The organism is Streptococcus oralis subsp. tigurinus, assembly GCF_002093545.1.
GTDB lineage: Bacteria > Bacillota > Bacilli > Lactobacillales > Streptococcaceae > Streptococcus > Streptococcus oralis_C.
Genome location: NZ_LNVF01000002.1, coordinates 234,291 through 253,016, shown reverse-complemented (window position 1 = coordinate 253,016; position 18,726 = coordinate 234,291). Strand labels below are relative to the sequence as shown.

Sequence of the window (18,726 nt, the reverse complement as noted above, 5' to 3'; positions counted from 1 at the left end):
ATTTTCTCCTAAACTCCTCCAAATCGGCGATGACGACGATTATAGGCAAGAATTGCTTCCTGTAAAGCTTCCTCGTCAAAATCAGGCCACAAGGTATCCGTAAAATAGAGCTCACTATACGCCCCCTGCCATGGAAGGAAATTGCTCAAGCGTAATTCTCCACTGGTACGAATAATCAAATCTGGATCTCGCACATCCTTAGGCAAATGTTGGGTGAAGAGATAGTTGCCAATCAATTCCTCTGTGATATCACCTGGATTGATTTTCGCATCTAATACATCCTGAGAAATCAGCTTAACAGCCTGTGTAATCTCAGCACGTCCACCATAGTTAAGGGCAAAATTAAGAATCAAACCCGTATTATTCTTAGTCAATTCCTCTGCTCTTGTCAAAGCTTCAAAAGTCGGCCTAGGCAAACGGTCCGTCTCCCCAATCATTTGAATTTTAACATTATTTGCATGCAATTCAGGAACATAGTTATCATAAAACTCGACTGGTAAGTTCATGATAAACTTGACTTCCTGATCTGGACGTGTCCAATTCTCCGTTGAAAAAGCATAGACCGTAATAACCTTAACGCCCAGTTTGTTGGCTGCCTTGGTCACCTTTTGAAGAGATTCCATCCCTGCCTTGTGTCCGAAAACCCGTGGTTGCATGCGTCTCTTAGCCCAGCGGCCATTCCCATCCATGATGATGCCAATATGATTAGGAACCTGTCTTGGAACCTCTACTTCTGCAGTTTTATCTTTCTTAAAAAATCCAAACATGATCTTATTCCTATTCAAAAATCTATCGTTTTATTATACCATACTTCCCTATTTTCTTCTATTGCTAAGTTACTATCATTACTTGTAAGTAACAAAAAATAAGCCGCCTGATTGGGCGACTTTATTTTATAGGGAGATTATTATGAAAAAGTTTTAGGAGTTTAAGTTAAGTTTCTCTTAACTTATGAACTTAGTATACCGCCCCTAACTTAAATTTTTCTTAAGTTTTTGAGAAAGTAAGATTTTTCCATTTTTCTTGCCAATTTTTCTTGAGCAACCGCTCTTGATAGAGCTTCATCCGGTCCTCATTCTCTAAGAAATGAGGAGTTTGGGAAACCTGAAAATTCAAAATATCCTCTAAACCATAGGGGGCAAAGAGCTCTAATGTGGAATCTTCATTCAAGCGAAGGCCTACCGCCGTACAGCGTTCGGGATATTTACTCATAGCATCACGAGAACTGGTATAGGGTGAAGTGTGAGGACTGTGCTGGTGCATATAGACCTGATTTTTCAACTCCCACTGATACTGGGGAAAGTCCTCTTTCAGCTTGCACTCTATACACAACGTATCTTCGTAAGAGATAGCTGGATTAAAGAAAATCACATCCACATCTGTTTCACGGTCAAAAGGCGATTGGTCTGACAAGAGATTCCAGATAAAATTTCTGACAGAACCCGCTGCCAACCAAGAGTCTTTCAATCCAAGGTTACGGATGATGATCAGAATAGCCATCATATCAGGATTTTTTCTAACACTATCTAGGATTTCTTGCTTATTTTTCATTGTATTCATACCCTAAATGTTCATATGCCTTAGCTGTTGCAACCCGTCCAGAACGAGTTCGCATGATAAAGCCTTTCTGGATGAGGTAGGGTTCGTACATATCTTCGACCGTCTCACGCTCCTCGGCAATATTAACAGAAAGAGTTCCTAATCCGACAGGACCACCACCGTACATCTCAATCATGGTACGAAGAATTTTTTGGTCCACATAGTCCAATCCTTCATGGTCTACGTCCAGCATCGTCAAGGCCTTATCCGTAATCACATCATCGATTAAACCATCTCCCATAATCTGGGCAAAGTCGCGCACGCGCTTAAGGAGACGATTGGCAATACGAGGAGTTCCACGACTACGTAAAGCCAACTCCGAAGCTGCCTCATGAGTGATTTCCATTTCAAAAATATCTGCCGTCCGCTCAACAATTTCCGTCAAGTCAGCGTGGGCATAGTATTCCATATGACCTGTAATACCAAAACGTGCTCGTAGAGGATTTGAGAGCATCCCCGCACGTGTCGTTGCACCAATCAAGGTAAAAGGTGGCAAGTCTAAATGGACACTGCGACTGCCCTCACCAGCCCCAATCATGATGTCAATGTAGAAGTCCTCCATGGCACTATAAAGCACCTCTTCCACCGACATGGGCAGACGATGAATCTCGTCAATAAAGAGAACGTCTCCAGGCTCCAAATCATTCAAAATCGCTACCAGATCACCCGCTTTTTCAATGACAGGACCAGACGTTTGCTTGAGATTGACTCCCAGTTCATTGGCAATAACAAAGGCCATGGTCGTTTTCCCCAAACCTGGAGGCCCAAATAAGAGTACATGGTCCAGTGCTTCATCCCGCATTTTGGCAGCTTCGATAAAGATTTGCAGCTGGTCCTTGACCTTGTCCTGCCCAATATATTCACGTAAATACTGAGGACGGAGGGTACGTTCTACCAACTCCTCATCCCCCATGATTTCATTATCTAAAATTCTACTCATGGCTCTATTATATCAAAAATCCAAACCACAAACAAAAAAGCCACCTGATTGGGTGGCTTCTTTAGGGAGATTATTATGAAAAAGAAAAGTTTAGGATTTCATTAAATAAAGGGTACTCAATGAAAATCGAAATCAGACTAGGCAGATAGACGCAAGCATAACTATGGTTAGCTAAGTCGACTCTAACGAAGGTTGATGAGATTTTCGAAGAGTATTAGGAGGTCTTTATTTAATGATTATATAATACACAAGGAGACTTAAAATTCCCTTAATTTTTAAATCCATTACTAACAATTTTCTTGAACAGCTGTTTGACCTGCAATACGTCCAAAAGTAAAGATATCCGTAAGCGAATTTCCTCCTAGACGGTTACCTGCATGGAGTCCACCTGCGACTTCTCCGGCAGCATACAAACCAGGAATAATCTGACCTTTTTCGTTCAAAACGTGTGTTGAAGTATCAATCTTGAGTCCACCCATTGTATGGTGAACGGCCGGTTTTCTCGGTGTTGCGTAAAATGGCGCAACCTCACACTTGAGATCAAAACTACCTTTATTAAATTCAGGATCAAAACCTGCATCTACATAAGAATTGTAATTCTTAATCGTTTCCACTAGAACTTGTGGATCCATACCAATCTGAACCGCCAACTCTTCTATCGTATCTGCACGATAGAGAGTTCCTGCCTTGACTTGGGCATCGATTTTTTCTTGGCTAGTGTTGTAGGCAGTTTCCTTGATGCGGTCATCCGCAATCAAGTAGAACAAGCCACCATTATCAATCGCCGCTTGAGATAGCTTGTCTCGGCTACCGTACTCATCTACAAATCGCTTCCCTTGAGTATTTACCATGATGAAGTTAGCTGGAGGAACTTGAAGTCCTGAGAAGAGAGCTCCTGTCACTGGATCGGATACTGGCATCATTTGACTAAAGCCCATACCCACCAAATCTGCACCTACACTTTGACCTAAAAGAATACCATCCCCTGTTACAGCTGGTGTATTAGATGTGGCAATATCATCTGCAATTTCAGTCCAGTAGGTATTGTATTTTTGTAGCATCTTGGTATTGGCACCAAATCCTCCAGAAGCTAGAACAACGGCATCTGCATTGACAATGATGGTTTGACCGTTTCGACCTTCTGCTCTGACACCCTTGACAGCCCCATCTTTTACAAGCAATTCTTTAACTGGAGAATCTGTCAAAATCTTGCCACCATGTTCTAGAACATATTTTTGTAGGACTGATATAAAGGCATACCCCATTGGTTGAACCGGCTTATGGCCACGACGCCAAAGGGCTCCAACTGGCATTGTCACTTCACTACGAACAAATTCAACACCGATGTCTTCCAACCAACGAACAGACTCTAGGGCTCGTTCGGTTAAAACAGATACTAAATCGTATTGACCATGAATTTCATTTCCTTGCAAATCTTTTCGTTTTCCACCGATATAGGTTTGGATACGATAGAGCAAGGTAGAGTCAAACAAATAGCTTGGGTCCTGCAAATACTGTTCAACCTCAACTTTCAAGGCTCTAAAGTCCTCTAAATATTCTGGGTCAATCGTTGATTCATCTGTCGCAATCAATTCTTGAAGCGTATGTGCCTCACCTGGATGAGCTGCGAAGGTTCCTTGCCATGCTGGATCTGGTGCATTCATTGGACCACCTGCACGAACAGTATTTCCTCCAATTGCTGGGAATTTCTCTATCACAATTGGTTTCTTACCCGCTTGTAAGACTGCAGCAGCCGCAGCTAAACCAGCTCCTCCACCTCCGACGATGACAACGTCTGCCTGATAGGTCTTATCTTCTTTATCTAAGGCGGATGGCGCTTTGGAACGTTTGCGTAAAACATCTGGATTTGCACCAGCTTGTTTGACTGCGCGAGCAACCCCGTCCAAGACACCATTTGAAGTCACAGAAGCTCCTGACACCGCATCAACGTTTAAGGTTTGTCCCTCAATGATTTCTGCTGGAATACGGGTAAAGACGACATCTGCGATTCCTGAAGATTCTCCAGAAGAATCGATTTCAATTTTTTCAATACGGTCCTCAGAAACCGTTACATCCATCGGCAATTTACCATTATGGCCTTCAGTTGTAACATGGTAAGTCCCCGGTTCAAAGCGGACTTCTTCAGGAAGGTTTAGTTGGTTTGCAACAGATACAAAGCGAAGGAAGCGATAAAAACAACTATCTAGGAAATCAACGGTTCGCTCCTCAATCAAATCTCCATTATCATCAAATGCTCGATGAGCTCGACCAAGTAAAAACTCACTACCTGGCATAACTGTTGCATTTACCCCAGGAGCATCCAAAATCTGGCGAAGATGAAGTTGGGCACGTGAAGAACCTTGAATATCGTAGGAAGCTCCTACAATCATTGTCGGCTTTCCGTCTAGTGGATGAATGTTAAAAGACAACCACTCGAGCAAGCTATTCAAACTTGATGGAATCGTATGATTGTGCTCGGGTGTCGAGATAATGACACCATCAGCTTCTGAAATAGCTTGATTAAATTTCTGAATAATAGGTGTATCTGTTTGATCATCTGTTTCATTGAACATTGGTACATCTGTTATCTCTAAAATCTCAATATCCGCTTTCTGAGCAAAATGTCTTTTCATAAATTGCAAGAGGTTGCGATTATAGGATTTTTTTGCATTAGTCCCAACAATAGCTACTAATTTCATGGATTGTTCTCCTTTCTTGAAATACTTATGCTTTCAACCATTCTTCCCAAATGAAAGATTTCTTACGATTTGTATCTTCTGGTTTTACTAAAGCTTTTGTTAGTTCAACAAAATTTTGAAACTCTGAAAAATGATCTTCTAGTTCTGCAACCTTTTCAGGATTGTTCAAATGACACTCATCATCTAGGACTTGCTCAGAATGACCTAGAAAGAACTCTGTACCAGGCATAACTCTTGCTTTAAGCTCCGGCGCATCTAAAATCTGACGTAAATGTGCCTGCGCTCTAGATGTTCCTAGCAAACCGAGAGAAGCACCGACAATCATCGTTGGTTTATTGATTAAGGCACGACTGGTATAAGCAATCCACTCCAAAGCAGAGGCCAAAGGTGCTGGTATCGTGTGGTCGTACTCAGGGGTTGAAATAATCACACCATCTGCGGCAAGAATTTTTTCTGAAAAAGCTTGAACTTCAGCTGGCGCTTGCTTGTCCTCAGGTTCGTTAAATGCTGGCAATTGTTTGATTTCCAATACCTCAATGTCGGCCTTATCCGAAAAGTGCTTTTGCATAAATTTCAAGAGTTTCCGATTGGTTGAGCGATCTGAATTGGTTCCAACGATAGCAACTAGTTTCATCTTGGTACCCCTTTCATTTATTTAATCTACTTTCATTATACTACTTTAGAAAATCTTGTAAATCCTTGATAATAAAGACCGTGTTATTCTATCAGATTATCGTACTTTAGTACAAGTTCGTGAAAAAATTAACAAAATATCTTCATAAACTATTGACCGGCTTCCTTAACTATGATATAGTCTTGGTGAAAAAATATACATTTAAGGAGGATGTTTTTATGAAAGAGACATTCAATCGTTGGAGGATTTTAGTCGCGTCTACAGCCATTCTTCTTTGCACAGGTGCCGTCTATTCCTTTTCTGTTTTTGCCGGACCACTTAGCAGTTCAACAGGCTGGTCCATGTCTGATATTATGTTAGCATTTGCTATCAACTCTGCAATCGGCCCTATCCCCATGATTCTTGGAGGTTATTTAGTTGACAAAGGTTATGTAAAATGGACCATCGCCCTCGGCGCTCTCCTATTTGCTAGCGGATTTTACTTAACCGGCTATGCCAATTCACCAGCCATGCTCTATTTGACCTATGGATTAATGGCCGGGCTTGGTCAAGGTTTTGCCTATTCAGGTGCCCTCTCCAATTCACTTCGTCTCTTCCCTGATAAACGTGGCTTAGCCTCTGGAATTCTGACAGGTGGCATGGGATTTGCCGCAGTCATCGCTTCTCCAGTCGCAAGCAATCTCATTCAAAAACAAGATGCCTTCTTTGCTTTTCGTACAATTGGGCTAGTCTATATTGTTGTTATCATCTGTGCAATTTTCTTTATCAAGGCAGCTCCAAGTGGCTACCAACCAGCAGGCTGGAAAGCTCCAGTACAAACTAAGCAAGGACCTACTAATAAAAACTGGAAACAAATGCTACAAAGTCCTCTGTTTTACATTATCATTAGCATGTTCTTTGTTGGCGCCTTTTCTGGTTTGATGATTGCCTCTCAAGCATCACCAATCGGTCAATCAATGTTTGGACTCTCTGCAGGCACTGCAGCTCTCTATGTCTCTCTTTATTCAATCGCAAACTCTAGTGGCCGTTTTATCTGGGGGTCACTTTCTGATAAAATTGGCCGTTCAAAGACCCTATTGATTATCTATTCTGTCATTGTCCTAGCTTTATTCTCCCTAACTATCGTTCCTGGTCAATTCGGGTTTACCTTAGGAATTATTGGGCTTGGTATCTGCTTTGGTGGTGTTATGGGGGTCTTCCCATCTATCGTCATGGAAAATTACGGTCCTGCAAATCAAGGAGTCAACTACGGTATCGTCTTCACTGGATATTCTTTAGCAGCATTTTTCGCTCCCAAAGTCGCTGTTCAAATGGCAATGGCTAATGATGGAAATTATAGTGTAGCTTTTTATGTGGCTATTGCTCTCTCAGCTGTTGGGCTTCTCCTGAACCTCCTCTATATGAAGAAAAAAGGCTAAAAAAAGAGAACTTCCTATATAAGGAAGTTTTTTTGGTATAATAAAAGTAGTAATAGTATATTGGGAGGATTTACCATGGCAGACCGTTCACATTTCTTACGAGATAACCCATCTGACTTCCCATATGATTTTGAAAAACAAATCCTGTCCAAGCAATCTTCTAATACAATTTACCATTGGCATCCTGAACTCGAGATAATCTATGTCAAAAAAGGAACTGCTACCTTCTATATCAACTCTGAGCGTTTTGAAAGTCATGAAGGTGATATTTTCCTAATTCAGCCAACGTCTCCTCACGCTATCTACCCTATTGAAAATCAAGAACAAATTTCAGCAGTTTTTCGTATCCATTTAGATTTCCTAGGTAGAAGTCAAATTGACAGCTTTAGCCAACGCTATATCCAACCCCTCCACTCTGGTCACTTTTGCCTCACTCCTCAAATATCACCAGGCGATAAAGCCTATGATCAAATTCAATCCTGCCTTCTTTCCCTCTTTTCTATACTTGAAGAAAAAGGCGTATACTACGACCTACTCATAAAATCTAAACTATACGAATTGCTTCATCTTCTCTTTAAGTATCGATATGTCAATCGACACTATACAGATGATACCTACCAAAAATACCAAAAACTAAAAGAAGTGATTTGCTACCTTGAACAGCACTACTCAGAACCCATTCATATCGAGCAACTAGCTGCAACATTTGGATATAGTAAAAATCACTTTATGAGTATTTTCAAGCAACATACTGGAGCCAGTTGTATGGACTACCTGCTCCAGTTACGTCTTGAAAAATCCTGTGAGAAACTCGTCCAAACCAACCTCAGCATTCAAGAAATTGCAAGCCAAGTCGGTTTCACCAACCTTTCAAACTTCAACCGTCAATTTAAGCAGCACTATCACTTAACACCTAGACAGTATCGAAATCAACAACTTAAAAAGAAAACATGATTCTTTCTCCTTAGTCTTTTCTAAGGAGTTTTTTCAAACAAAAAAGCCACCTGATTGGGTGGCCTCTTTAGGGAGATTATTATGAAAAAGGTAAAATAAAATCTTATTAAATCAATGCTTTTGGAGGGTGTCCCCTCCAACTCCCCGACCTCTGGACAAGGTCTATTTTTTTTGAAGAAATTTAAAAAAACTTCATCAAAACGCTTGACTTTCTCGGTGTACCGTGATATAATATAATCAAGATAAGGAAAGGAGGTGAGGGAGTTGAACAAAGAAGATTGGCTTAGGTTACTTGAAAAGGCGATAGATAATATCCCTGAAACGGTAACTGCTATAGCAAGTCTGGTGACTGCAATAACAGTCGCAAGGCAAAACAAAAAGCGTAAACCCGAATCCCGCAAAAGAAAAAGGTAAACGCTAAGAGGTGGGGGCGAAAGCCCCTCACACCTCTATTTTATCAAATGAAAAGAGGAAAAGCAATGGTTAGTGCAATAGCTATTTTTATAATTGTAGTCAATGTATATATTTATCTAAAAAATAAAAAGGACAAATAAGTATGAGAAAAATTATTCAAGAATTATTAGACAGCCCGATGTCTACATCTGCTATTTCGCAAGGCGCTGGAGTTCCTTGGACTACTGTTTCTGACCTCAGAAAAGGAAAAACAAGCATGGACAAAATGGCGCTTCTAACGGCAGAAAAGCTCTATGAATTTGCTATAGCTGATAAGCAGTGATTTCGGTCACTGCTTTTATTATTGCAAACAAAAAACCGCAAGCTATTGCCTGCGGTTGGTGTAATCTAATTTGAAAGTCCTTTCTGTTTTTATTTTTCTTCTTTTGGTTTATCAACTATAGTGATAAGCCCATCTGGTTCGGTTTTGAAGGCTGGGTCTGTGTGAAGTTCACCGTTCGCCTTCAAATAGTACCAGCCATCGCCTGACTTAATGAACTGTTTAGATAGCATATAACCATCTTTTTCTTCCATAAAATACCAAGTTTCTCGGTATTTTACCCAGCCAGTAGCCATACGCCCGTCCGACTTGAAGAAATACCAACGATTGTTAAGAAACATCCAGCCTGTAACCATTGCCCCACGTTTATCAAGATAGAACCAATCTTTTCCATCATTGAACCAACGGTTAATTAAGCAATAGCCGCGGTCATCAAAGTAGAACCATTCGTTGTTGATTTGTTTCCAGCGGTTTGTAGGATAAGAGCCATCTGACTCCTCCCACCACCAGCCAGTGCCATTTTGTTTCCAACCAGATTCAGAAAGACCGCCTTCAATGTCTTTCTTGAATTGCTCACGACTAATACCCCATTTGGCCAGATAAGGATACGGATCCACATGGTCAGAGTAGTTTCGAGGCTGGTTATAAGTACAGTATTGGTGCGTCTTAATCCCAGCTAGACTGTCAGAGTCAAGTGTTTTCGGAATTCCAGCTTCGTCTGCAAGGTTCCGCAGAAGCTCAACATAGAGCTTGTAATCACGCATGAATTCTTCCTTTGTTTCATGACTTTCAATAAGCTCAACTTGGCCGTATCCTTCAACGTTCCAGCCACCTCCTACGTCGTAAGCCCCCATACCTGTATACCAGGTCTGCATCACACGGCCGTTACCGACAACGTGCGAGAAAAAACCTGAATCTACAGGGCGGCGCATGTGGTAGTCTGCTTCATTTTGAGCAGTTGAACTTGGATTTCCTGTTGAATGTGCATGAATTTGTCTGTATGGTTGTTCTCCAACCTGTGGAAGGTCGGTTCTTAATCTACTTGTATCAATATCCATGATTAGTCCTCGCTTGGTTCGTAGTATTCAAGAGCACGTTTGCTATCAGAGATCCCTGAGGTTGTTGGGTCATTGATAACACCAATCAAGACAAGAATGTAAACGAATGTGTTCACACCGTCCTGGATATTTTTGGGGATTTCAAGGCCGAATTGTTGGGCCATAAGGAAGATTGCTCCAAGAAGAGCAATGAGTGTTGTTTTGTTTTGCAATCGCAATTTCCAGTTAATCATTTTATTTCTCCTTTTTATTGTTGTTTGTTTTGAATCAAGCTTTTAAGTTCTCTTACATCCTCACCAAGCGATTTTACCTGCTCGGCCAGGACCAAGATAGCCTTATTCTGTTCGTCGTGGTTATCGAGCCTTTTATTGGCCAATGTCTTGAATTCATGCAAATTCTCGATGTCTTTCTCCAAAATCGTGAGACGATTCTCCTGCTTCGTTGCTTTATCTTTCATCGAAAAATAAAGACCGATAACAGGAATTAGAGAGAGAAAGATTTGCAAGATTAGTCGTTCATATCCTGGCATAAGCACCCCTATTCTTTCCCTTCAAATTTCCAAGCGACACCAGTTCCGTTTTGTTCCAGGGTGCCGTTCGTCACAAATGCGCTGACAGGTTCGCCGTTGTATGTGAATTCTTTGTTAAGCTGCACTAGGATGCGCTTGCCTTCGCCGTTAACCTCCACATGTTCAGGATCTTCAATGGTAATCAGGTCATGTGGTAAGTAGGTCTTCCCAATCTCGGCCGGTTGAATTAACTCAACCAACTCTTTGTAGGTCGTTCCGTATTCGATGTTCTTGCTCATGACAGAGTTTAACACAAGAACATGAATGACCTTCTGGTTCACCTTGGCATTCTCTTCAGTTTGCTTGATGACTTGAGCAAGTCTGTCCTGTTCGCTCTTGTTGTGCGCAATCTGCTGTTCAGCTTGTTCAAGCTGCGCCTGTGTTTTGACAATGGCACTTCCTGGATCTAGCTCAGCTTTTAAGATATCCAGCACAGCTTGAATCAAGACGTCTTCTGGTTCGTTTGTACGATCTCCAGTGAATGATCGTGAGTTAGTGCTGTAGCGATTTCCTTCTGATAATTGAATTTCTACCACGGTCTCAACATTAGAACCAGAAATTCTTAAGTACGGTTTTGTTGATAGATTATACCCATTGATTGCCATGTTTATTCTCCTTCTGCTGGTTTAGTTTGTTCATCAATCAGAGCTTCCAGCTCATCCACTCGTTCTTGAAGTCTTTTATTCTCTGCCCTTTGCTCTTTCAACTGAATGCTCAAGAGATTACTTGTAATCATCGAATTTGTTGAAGCTGTTGACATTTCACTAATTGTCATTTGTAAAGCTTGGTTAAGCTGTTCTGCGTTCATTTTCTAAGTTCTCCAATCTTTGTGTAAGTTTTTTATTTTCAAGAGCAAGTTCCTGAATTGCTTTGAGTGCGATATTAGTTAATCTGAGATTGTCCAGATTCAACGTATCTCCGTTTTCGTAAACAAGTGTAGGATCTACCTCTTGAACTTCCTGCGCAATCAAACCAATCTTTGTGTGTGCTTGTTGTGGTCTATCCTCTTGCTTCTTCCAGTCATATTCCTTAAACTGGAATTGATGGATATAATCAAGAGCCTTATGCTTGCAATCAACGATATTGTCTTTCAGACGTCTGTCTGAGAAATGCTTATTAATAACTGACCACAGGCTATATGCTGTGCTGTTATAACTATAATAAATGTCATTACTTGAACCACCAAAACTCAAATATACATTGTCAGAGTTCCATAACCCAATAGTACCGGTTGTTCCACCGTCAATCCTTCCGTTTCCTGTCTTGAGCCAGCCGATTCCTTTTGCTTTAATGTATCCTCTCACTGTCAGTAGGAATTCATCACTATCACTTGCGTAACCGCCAGTAGTAAAATCGGAGTCCTTGTAAATGAAAAGGCCATAAGGAACATCTTCGCCGCGACCGTAAGAACCAATGAACTGCACTCCTAACCCATCTTTAGTATTATGGCTTCGTGGTACATTAATCTGTAAACCGCCATTTGTAGTATCGAATGAGCCATAAGAACCTAGTTGGATTTTAGTGTGTCCTGTTAAGGTTCCACCATAGATGTTTGAACCTGTAATGGTCCCACCGTAAATCCTATCACCACTCAAAACACCTGACTGAACCTGACTTGCATCTATCGTGATACTTTTAACTCTGTTAATGAAGGCTTGCTTGGCAAATAGCTGACTTAAGTAGGCTTCATTTGCCACCAGTTTGTTAAAGAAAGCCTGGTCAACTCTCAACTTGTCAGCGGTTACTGCTTCAGCATCTAAAATCGTAGTCGTGACTGATCCTGCTTCAAAATTAGCGGTTTTAAGCTTGTCTATCATAGCAGATTTAATGACTGCATTATCAATCAAGGTTTCTCCAGTGATATGAGTAGCTTTACCAGAGATACGATTTTGACCATTTGAACCAAGATTGATTCCAGAAATGATATCCCCAGCTGAATTGATGTTCTGAACGGCCCAGGAGCCAGCGAGCTGAGTCATTTTTGTTTGAGTCGCTTCAAGAGTCTTGTCTGTCTCTAGAGTCGCATCTTCGGGAGCCGGTTGCCAGCGACGGTCAGTCGTGCCTTCATAGAAATCAAGCTCTGTCATGAACAGACCGCCCCATTTATTAGGATTGTTGCGGTCGTATTCAAATTGCAGATAACATTCATCGAATTCACCGACATTAAATGTAATGGATTTTTTGACCGCTTTCATGTTGTCAAAAACTGGACCATCAACCCATTGAGGCTGACCATTGAATATCAGCAACCTCTGTTGAAAGTCTGAGACATAACCTTTTACGCGTTTACTAATATAAACCCTAAAATATTTTGAGTTATTATCGAACCCTAAAATATTTAGAGTATAATCAGTATTTCGCTTAACAATGAACCGTGGACTTTTAACGACAGCTCCAGGTCGCAATTCAAACATGCGTTTTTGACCATTGAAGTAGTAACTATGAGCCGTAAAACTCAAACGACCATTCGCTTCTGTCCAATATTTCAGACCGTCGTCCGCTCTCGAATTTCGGAGCATATTCGGACCGCCTACCGTCGAATACTTGGCCACCTCGACTTGAAAAAGTTGATTAGTCAGAGCCATGCGAGCAACCTTATTCGAAATGTCATTCTCGTTGCTACCGATAATCCTCTCATAGAGTTTGCTTGTTTCTTGTACACGCTGAAAATCTACAAGATTCGCTTTGCCATCAAGTTGAGAAGATAAGCTTGTGAATCGACCATCTACAGATTGTTTGTAGTCAGCGATTTGAGTAGCAATTTGGCCATTCGTTGATGTCTTCACTTCCTCAATCCGTCGCTCAATCCCACGAATTCCTTCTTGGTAAGTATTCTTGCCGACATATCCATCAACGACCTCGTTTTTTAATTTGGTTATATCAGCGGTTGCCTGCTCACTGATTTGTTTCGCTTCTTGAGCAAGAGATGAGCTCGCACCAGCATTTCGCAACGCTTCTTCAGATCTACGCTTGACTTCTTGTAATGGACCATTGTCAAAGTTACTGAAGCGCTGGTCGATTGTCTCTGTCAGGCTTTTCTTGACCTCTTCGGCTTTTGCTTTGGCCAGTTCAATACCGTCAGAAATTTCCTGTCTAAGTAGTCCTGCCTTATGATCAAAGTCTAAGTCAGCATTTTGAAGAGCTTTTTCAAGGGCAATTTCTTGTGCGGTTCCTGTAACACCAAGAATTGCATCCGCTGCGCTAGATAGGCCACCAGAAGCTCTAGAACCACCAGTTCTTGCCTTATTATCAAAAGTTAGAGAGATGTACTCTTCTTTCAAGGCATCAAACTCATAAGCAATAGCTTTCTTGAATGCATCGACATTGTGTTTCCAGCTCTTGAGATTGACTGTATCCCCCATGTGAACCACTTGCCCATCAAGTTCATAGGCTTCAATTTTGATAGCATCAGATACCTTATCAATGCCCTCATTTGAAAACTTAGCTTGTGCCCACTTCTGCAACTCTTCAACAGTTTTAGCATTGTTGTTCTCATACTCTTTTTCATTGATATAAGGGTATGAGTTGATAAGAGGACTATCAACAGTCGCTCTGATAGTCGTTTCTGTTTTAGCACCTTCAGGTTTAAAAGTCGACTTTGCATGAATTCTTGTGACAACATTCTGACTGTTCCTTGTGCGTTGGTAATCCTTCAGATTCTTGTGTGTCGTGATAACAACACCACGATTCTCACCACGGCTTTTCTTGACAGTCATTGCAAAGTTATCACGAACCAGCTCACCTTCCCATGTACCAACTATACTGTGCTTACCGTCCAGCAATACAGAGTACAGAGTTTCTGTTTCAGTCGTGTTGAAGGTCCTACGATCCTGGATATCGCTATTGAAAGAAAAATCCCCCAAAGCAGTTTTGGTGTTTTGAACCATGCGAGAAAGAGCCATACTACAGCTCTGATTAGTCACGCTCACTGGTGTGATAGAACGTTGCATCACATCGTCTGAGATGTGATAGGCTGTGATTTCCAGATGGTCATTGTGTTCAACGGGTTTCTTAATACGAAATAGCTGCGCACCAAGAACAGGAGTCGGAGCCTTTATCAGCATATCTTCTTTGATGAGCTGATAAAAACCTGAGTCAGAAATAGGATATTTCACAGTTAAGGTGAAATCGCCATTCATGGTCTCTTTGACAATCGCCGAAGTCGCTTCATGAAGTGGCTCCCCGTTCCATCGAACAGTCCTCACATCTTTATCAAGTAAATAAAGCAATTATGCCCACCCCCAAACTGTCTCGATTTCAAGTGATTGAATACCTGTACCTAGAACAACCCCAATATTCTTCACTTTTGCTGGATCGACTGTGATAAAATCCCCTGACCATTTCACTGGTTTTCCTGTTGTTGTCTTAAAACTAGGATTATCAGGATTGTTGACCATCACAAGCGACTCAGCAAGCCTTTCAAGCCTAATGACCTGGCCAGCAATTGTAAATGAAGTTTCAGAAGCGCTCTGGCCAACGATTGTGATTTTAGGAAATGCAAGAGCAGAACCTTGAACGGTCAAGGTCCCACTTCTTGTCAACCTCTGTGTGTCAGTGGTTTTGAAGTATTTGGTAGGGTGGCAAGTGAAGGTTGCCTTGGTCATGTAAAGACCAGGTTTCACTTCTTCAAGGTCACTTACATTGACCTTATAACACCAAAGACGAGTTGTTTTGACTCGCTCACTCTCTAGCCAAAACTTCTCACGGATGAACAGACTCATAAATTGGTTCATCTGTTCTTCAGTAGGTTTGACCAAGTAAATCGTATAAGTTTTCTTGATCGGTTCCCTATGCTTGTTTGTCTGAACAATTGCACCACTGATACCACCATGCTCCAAAAGAGCTGTCTTGCTGTCTCCTAGAGCGATTGAGGGAGAATCATGGACAATGACCTTAAAAGGAAAAGACGATGTCCTCACACCGTCAATCACAAGCTCATTATGTTTTATCATGCAAATCCTCCTCTCAATTGTGTCTTCCGTTGCAACTCGTCAGCAATGCGCTGAGCCACCTCATCAGCAATCCGACTGATGTCAGATTCTTCTCTTACAGTGTTACCAGTAATGGTAATGTTGATGGTGGGTGAAGTTTCACCCATTGTCTGAGCGATACCTCGACCAATGGCACCAAGTGTTTTGTCATTGAGTGGTAATACCGCTTCATTCCCAGCTTCACCACCAACCATTAAGCTATTGCCATTCATTCCAAAGATAGTTGGTTTCGTCATGATACCGCCTTTGGCATACCATTCGATGCTGACGCTTGGCACACCTTGACTTATCCAGTCTAGTGGATTTGCTGAACCACTAACAGAAAAGTGAGGTAGTGGGATATGTGGCCAACTAATGCTGAAGTTAAACAATCCTTTGATGGCGTTGATAGCCGTGCTGACAAGATCCTTCGCTCCATTGATAGCACTACCGATGGAATTTTTAATCCCATTCCAAACGCTCGAGACTGTGCTTGAAATGCCATTTAGTACGCTTGATACTGTTCCTGAAATACCATTCCATACACTTGAAATTGTGCTTGAAATAGCATTCAAAGTATTTGATATAAATGACTGTATCGCTGAAAAGATGGTTTGAGCCACGCTCTGTATTCCTTGCCATACACTTGAAAATACTCCCTTTATAGTTTCCCAAGCGCCTGACCAATCACCAGTGATGATCTGCATAACTGCTTGTATAATCCCAAGCACAACGTTTATTGCGGTTTCGACAACGGTCTTAATGATTTCCCAAGCTGTCGTGATGACAAGTTGAATATTATCCCAAGTGGCTTGAATGAGTGGGCCTAGATAGGTCATGACTGTATCTATAACTGCTGAAATAGCATTCCAAACAGTCTCGGCACTTGTCCTGATAAGTTCCTGGTTCTCCGTCCACCAAGTGACGACTGTCCCAAAGATGCTCATGACAAAACTAGAAATCTCTGATACGACTGCATTGATAACTTCAAGAATCGCATTCCAAACGATTGTAACGGCTTCACGGAAACCTTCGTTTGTATCCCAGAGATATTTTAAAGCAATTACTACTCCTGCAACAGCAGCAGCAATCGCTAAAGCTGTCCCAATAATTGGGAGAGCAGCTGTAATCATTGCACCAATCGAAATTTCCAAAGCAGTTGCAGCCGCTTGTAGTGTTAAAAATATAGGGGCAATTATACCTACAATAGTCACGACAGTACCCATAACCACTACAAACTCTTTAATTGGTCCAGGTAAACTGCTAAACCATTCAGCAAGCCCCTTTACGATATTTCCTAACATTTCAAAAACAGGAGCTAAGACTTCTGCAATTGCAGCACCTAGTTCAGACATGGCCAAAGTAGCTGAATTTTGAGCTGTCTTAAATTTGTCAATAGGATCAAGCGTAGATTCGTATGTTGAAGATACTAGCCCTGCTGATACTTGGGATGTATAGCCTAATTCTTCAAAACTTAGTGCTCCACGTTTGATTGCGTCAACCATTTGAGGAGCTTTTTTTGCTCCAAAAATTTCCATCGCAGTGCTAAGAGCTTCTGTCTCGCTCTTACTATTTTTGATAGAATCAATGGTTTCTTTCAACCCCTCTGTCATAGATTTGCCTTTTTTGGCATAAGCTCCCGCAGCCTTTGTCAAGCCTGATAATGCGGCAGATGAATCAACACCATGTTGTTCCAATTGGCCAATAAGAGTTACTGCTTCTTCAAAACTTAGACCTAGTAACTTAATTTGAGGTGCACCGTCAGTTGCCTTCTTCATCAGGTCATCTACCGAAACACCTGTAGCTTGAGCCACGAAGGTAGTCGAATCTAAAACAGCAGATAAATTTTCGACAGACAATCCATAAGCTTCCAATGCTTGTTTTGATTGTATGGTCGCATTAGTTACATCAGAACCATTTATTTCTGAAAATTTGATAATGTCCTCTGAAGCATTTTTCAATGCTTCCCCGGTCAATTGAAATTGTGTGTTGACTTCTCCCACGGCATTTCCGACAGTTGAGAAGTCCGTTGGTAACTCTGTCGCAATATCATTTGCGATTTTTTGCATGCCTTCAAGCGCTTCACCACCAGCACCAGTTTTTGTGACGATGGTATCCATACCTTCATCTACTTGACGAAAGGCTTCAAGGGCACTCTTACCGAAATCAACCAATTTTTGACTGATATCTGATAGTTTTTCAGAAAATTGATTGAGCAATTCAGCTTTTAAGAGATTGTTTGTTTCGCTTAAGGTTCCGCTCGCTTGTTTGCCAGCGTTCCCAAGGTTACTCATCTCTTGAGAAAGATTCGAGTAAGCTGTTTTAGCTTGATTCAACTGCGTTTCCATCTTATTGGCTTCAGCTGAATTTTCACCATACTCTTGCTTTGTAAGAGCCAATTGCTTTTCTAGATTTTCAATCTGCCGAGCAACAATATCAGATTGAGCTCCAATTCTTTTCTCAGCAAGCGCCAACTTGTCAGCTTCACTTGCATTAGCTCCTAGCTGACTTTCTTGCAATTTGAATGAACTGACTACTCTTTCATTCTCGCTAGCCAGTTGCTTCTGCTCATTTTGCAACTCTTTTAATTGGTTCTTATTGTTCTGAGTAGCACTCCCATTCTCAGCAATTGCCTGGTTCACACTTGCAAGCTTACCCTCATATCCTTTTAGGACATTTTGAGTAACTTCGACTTCACGTTGAAAAGCACGGTACTGATCAGCACCGATATTCCCATTTTTGAACTGCTGTTCTACCTGAGACTGAGCTTGTCTCAAAGTTTCTAGTTTCTCTTTTGTCGTCGAAACTTGCTTTTGCAAGACTTCTTGCTTCTGAGTCAGGAGCGTTACGTTACCAGTGTCAAACTTCAAGGCCTTGTCAATCTGTCTCAACTCCTGACTTGCATCAGTAGCAGCCTTATTGACATTTTTCAGGGCCTTTTGTAAGGGCTGCGTATCACCATCAATTTCAATTTTGATACCTTTGATATTTCCTGCCATATTTCCTCCTTTCATAAAAAATAGAAAAGCGCTGAGAGAATTTCTACGACTGATAATGCAGTCAGACCAATGAACTTGGTCTCAGAATCGCTCTCTCAGCACTCATTTTTTCTTTAAAAACTGTCAAAATCAGCTTGCGTGGCCTTCCGTTCGC

17 protein-coding genes are annotated in these 18,726 nt (G+C 41.4%); 4 read left to right on the top strand and 13 right to left on the bottom strand.

Annotated features, from left to right (window positions below; translation table 11 throughout):
• Window positions 1-8 precede the first annotated feature (8 nt).
• From ATE34_RS05345 to ATE34_RS05325, 5 genes are all read right to left on the bottom strand, one after another.
• Entirely contained in the window at window positions 9-767 is a 759-nt protein-coding gene (locus ATE34_RS05345; protein ID WP_084911264.1) for an isoprenyl transferase, read from the bottom strand.
• A gap of 220 nt (window positions 768-987) precedes the next feature.
• Window positions 988-1,560, bottom strand: a complete 573-nt coding sequence (locus ATE34_RS05340) for a nucleotidyltransferase family protein (protein WP_084911263.1) — start codon at window positions 1,558-1,560, stop codon at window positions 988-990.
• The gene (gene ruvB / locus ATE34_RS05335; protein WP_083321214.1) at window positions 1,541-2,539 is read right to left on the bottom strand and encodes a Holliday junction branch migration DNA helicase RuvB; all 999 of its coding nucleotides are present in this window, start codon (window positions 2,537-2,539) and stop codon (window positions 1,541-1,543) included. The genes ATE34_RS05340 and ruvB overlap by 20 nt, the downstream gene beginning before the upstream one ends.
• Before the next feature lie 287 nt (window positions 2,540-2,826).
• Window positions 2,827-5,238 carry a flavocytochrome c gene (locus ATE34_RS05330; protein ID WP_084911262.1) on the bottom strand — a complete coding sequence of 804 codons (2,412 nt, stop codon included), beginning with the start codon at window positions 5,236-5,238 and terminating at the stop codon, window positions 2,827-2,829.
• A 25-nt stretch (window positions 5,239-5,263) separates the two neighbouring features.
• Window positions 5,264-5,872, bottom strand: a complete 609-nt coding sequence (locus tag ATE34_RS05325; protein ID WP_084911261.1) for an NADPH-dependent FMN reductase — start codon at window positions 5,870-5,872, stop codon at window positions 5,264-5,266.
• 218 nt (window positions 5,873-6,090) lie between these two features.
• Here ATE34_RS05325 and ATE34_RS05320 point away from each other — a divergent pair, with 218 nt between their 5' ends.
• From ATE34_RS05320 to ATE34_RS05310, 4 genes are all read left to right on the top strand, one after another.
• Window positions 6,091-7,290, top strand: a complete 1,200-nt coding sequence (locus ATE34_RS05320) for an L-lactate MFS transporter (protein WP_084911260.1) — start codon at window positions 6,091-6,093, stop codon at window positions 7,288-7,290.
• Window positions 7,291-7,365: 75 nt separating this feature from the next.
• On the top strand, window positions 7,366-8,244 hold the full coding sequence (locus tag ATE34_RS05315; protein WP_084911259.1) for an AraC family transcriptional regulator: 879 nt from the start codon (window positions 7,366-7,368) through the stop codon (window positions 8,242-8,244).
• Between the two features lie 264 nt (window positions 8,245-8,508).
• Window positions 8,509-8,658 carry a hypothetical protein gene (locus tag ATE34_RS11070; protein WP_173390505.1) on the top strand — a complete coding sequence of 50 codons (150 nt, stop codon included), beginning with the start codon at window positions 8,509-8,511 and terminating at the stop codon, window positions 8,656-8,658.
• Window positions 8,659-8,800: 142 nt separating this feature from the next.
• A complete protein-coding gene (locus ATE34_RS05310) occupies window positions 8,801-8,980 on the top strand; it encodes a helix-turn-helix domain-containing protein (protein WP_070479365.1) in 180 nt (59 codons plus the stop codon).
• An 89-nt stretch (window positions 8,981-9,069) separates the two neighbouring features.
• Here the strand turns inward: ATE34_RS05310 and ATE34_RS05305 are convergent, their stop codons facing one another.
• From ATE34_RS05305 to ATE34_RS05270, 8 genes are read right to left on the bottom strand one after another with little or no spacing between them, the layout of a single operon-like run.
• The gene (locus ATE34_RS05305) at window positions 9,070-10,035 is read right to left on the bottom strand and encodes an N-acetylmuramoyl-L-alanine amidase family protein (RefSeq protein ID WP_084911258.1); all 966 of its coding nucleotides are present in this window, start codon (window positions 10,033-10,035) and stop codon (window positions 9,070-9,072) included.
• 2 nt (window positions 10,036-10,037) lie between these two features.
• On the bottom strand, window positions 10,038-10,268 hold the full coding sequence (locus ATE34_RS05300; RefSeq protein WP_084911257.1) for a phage holin: 231 nt from the start codon (window positions 10,266-10,268) through the stop codon (window positions 10,038-10,040).
• Between the two features lie 14 nt (window positions 10,269-10,282).
• Window positions 10,283-10,564, bottom strand: a complete 282-nt coding sequence (locus tag ATE34_RS05295; RefSeq protein ID WP_084911256.1) for a DUF7365 family protein — start codon at window positions 10,562-10,564, stop codon at window positions 10,283-10,285.
• Window positions 10,565-10,572: 8 nt separating this feature from the next.
• Window positions 10,573-11,208 carry a hypothetical protein gene (locus ATE34_RS05290; protein ID WP_084911255.1) on the bottom strand — a complete coding sequence of 212 codons (636 nt, stop codon included), beginning with the start codon at window positions 11,206-11,208 and terminating at the stop codon, window positions 10,573-10,575.
• Window positions 11,209-11,210: 2 nt separating this feature from the next.
• Window positions 11,211-11,411, bottom strand: a complete 201-nt coding sequence (locus ATE34_RS05285; protein WP_084911254.1) for a hypothetical protein — start codon at window positions 11,409-11,411, stop codon at window positions 11,211-11,213.
• Window positions 11,392-14,832 (bottom strand): phage tail spike protein, encoded by a 3,441-nt coding sequence (locus ATE34_RS05280; protein ID WP_084911253.1) that lies wholly within the window; start codon window positions 14,830-14,832, stop codon window positions 11,392-11,394. The genes ATE34_RS05285 and ATE34_RS05280 overlap by 20 nt, the downstream gene beginning before the upstream one ends.
• A complete protein-coding gene (locus ATE34_RS05275) occupies window positions 14,833-15,555 on the bottom strand; it encodes a phage tail protein (protein ID WP_084911252.1) in 723 nt (240 codons plus the stop codon). It lies immediately after the preceding gene.
• A complete protein-coding gene (locus tag ATE34_RS05270; RefSeq protein ID WP_084911251.1) occupies window positions 15,552-18,572 on the bottom strand; it encodes a phage tail tape measure protein in 3,021 nt (1,006 codons plus the stop codon). The genes ATE34_RS05275 and ATE34_RS05270 overlap by 4 nt, the downstream gene beginning before the upstream one ends.
• Between the last annotated feature and the right edge of the window lie 154 nt (window positions 18,573-18,726).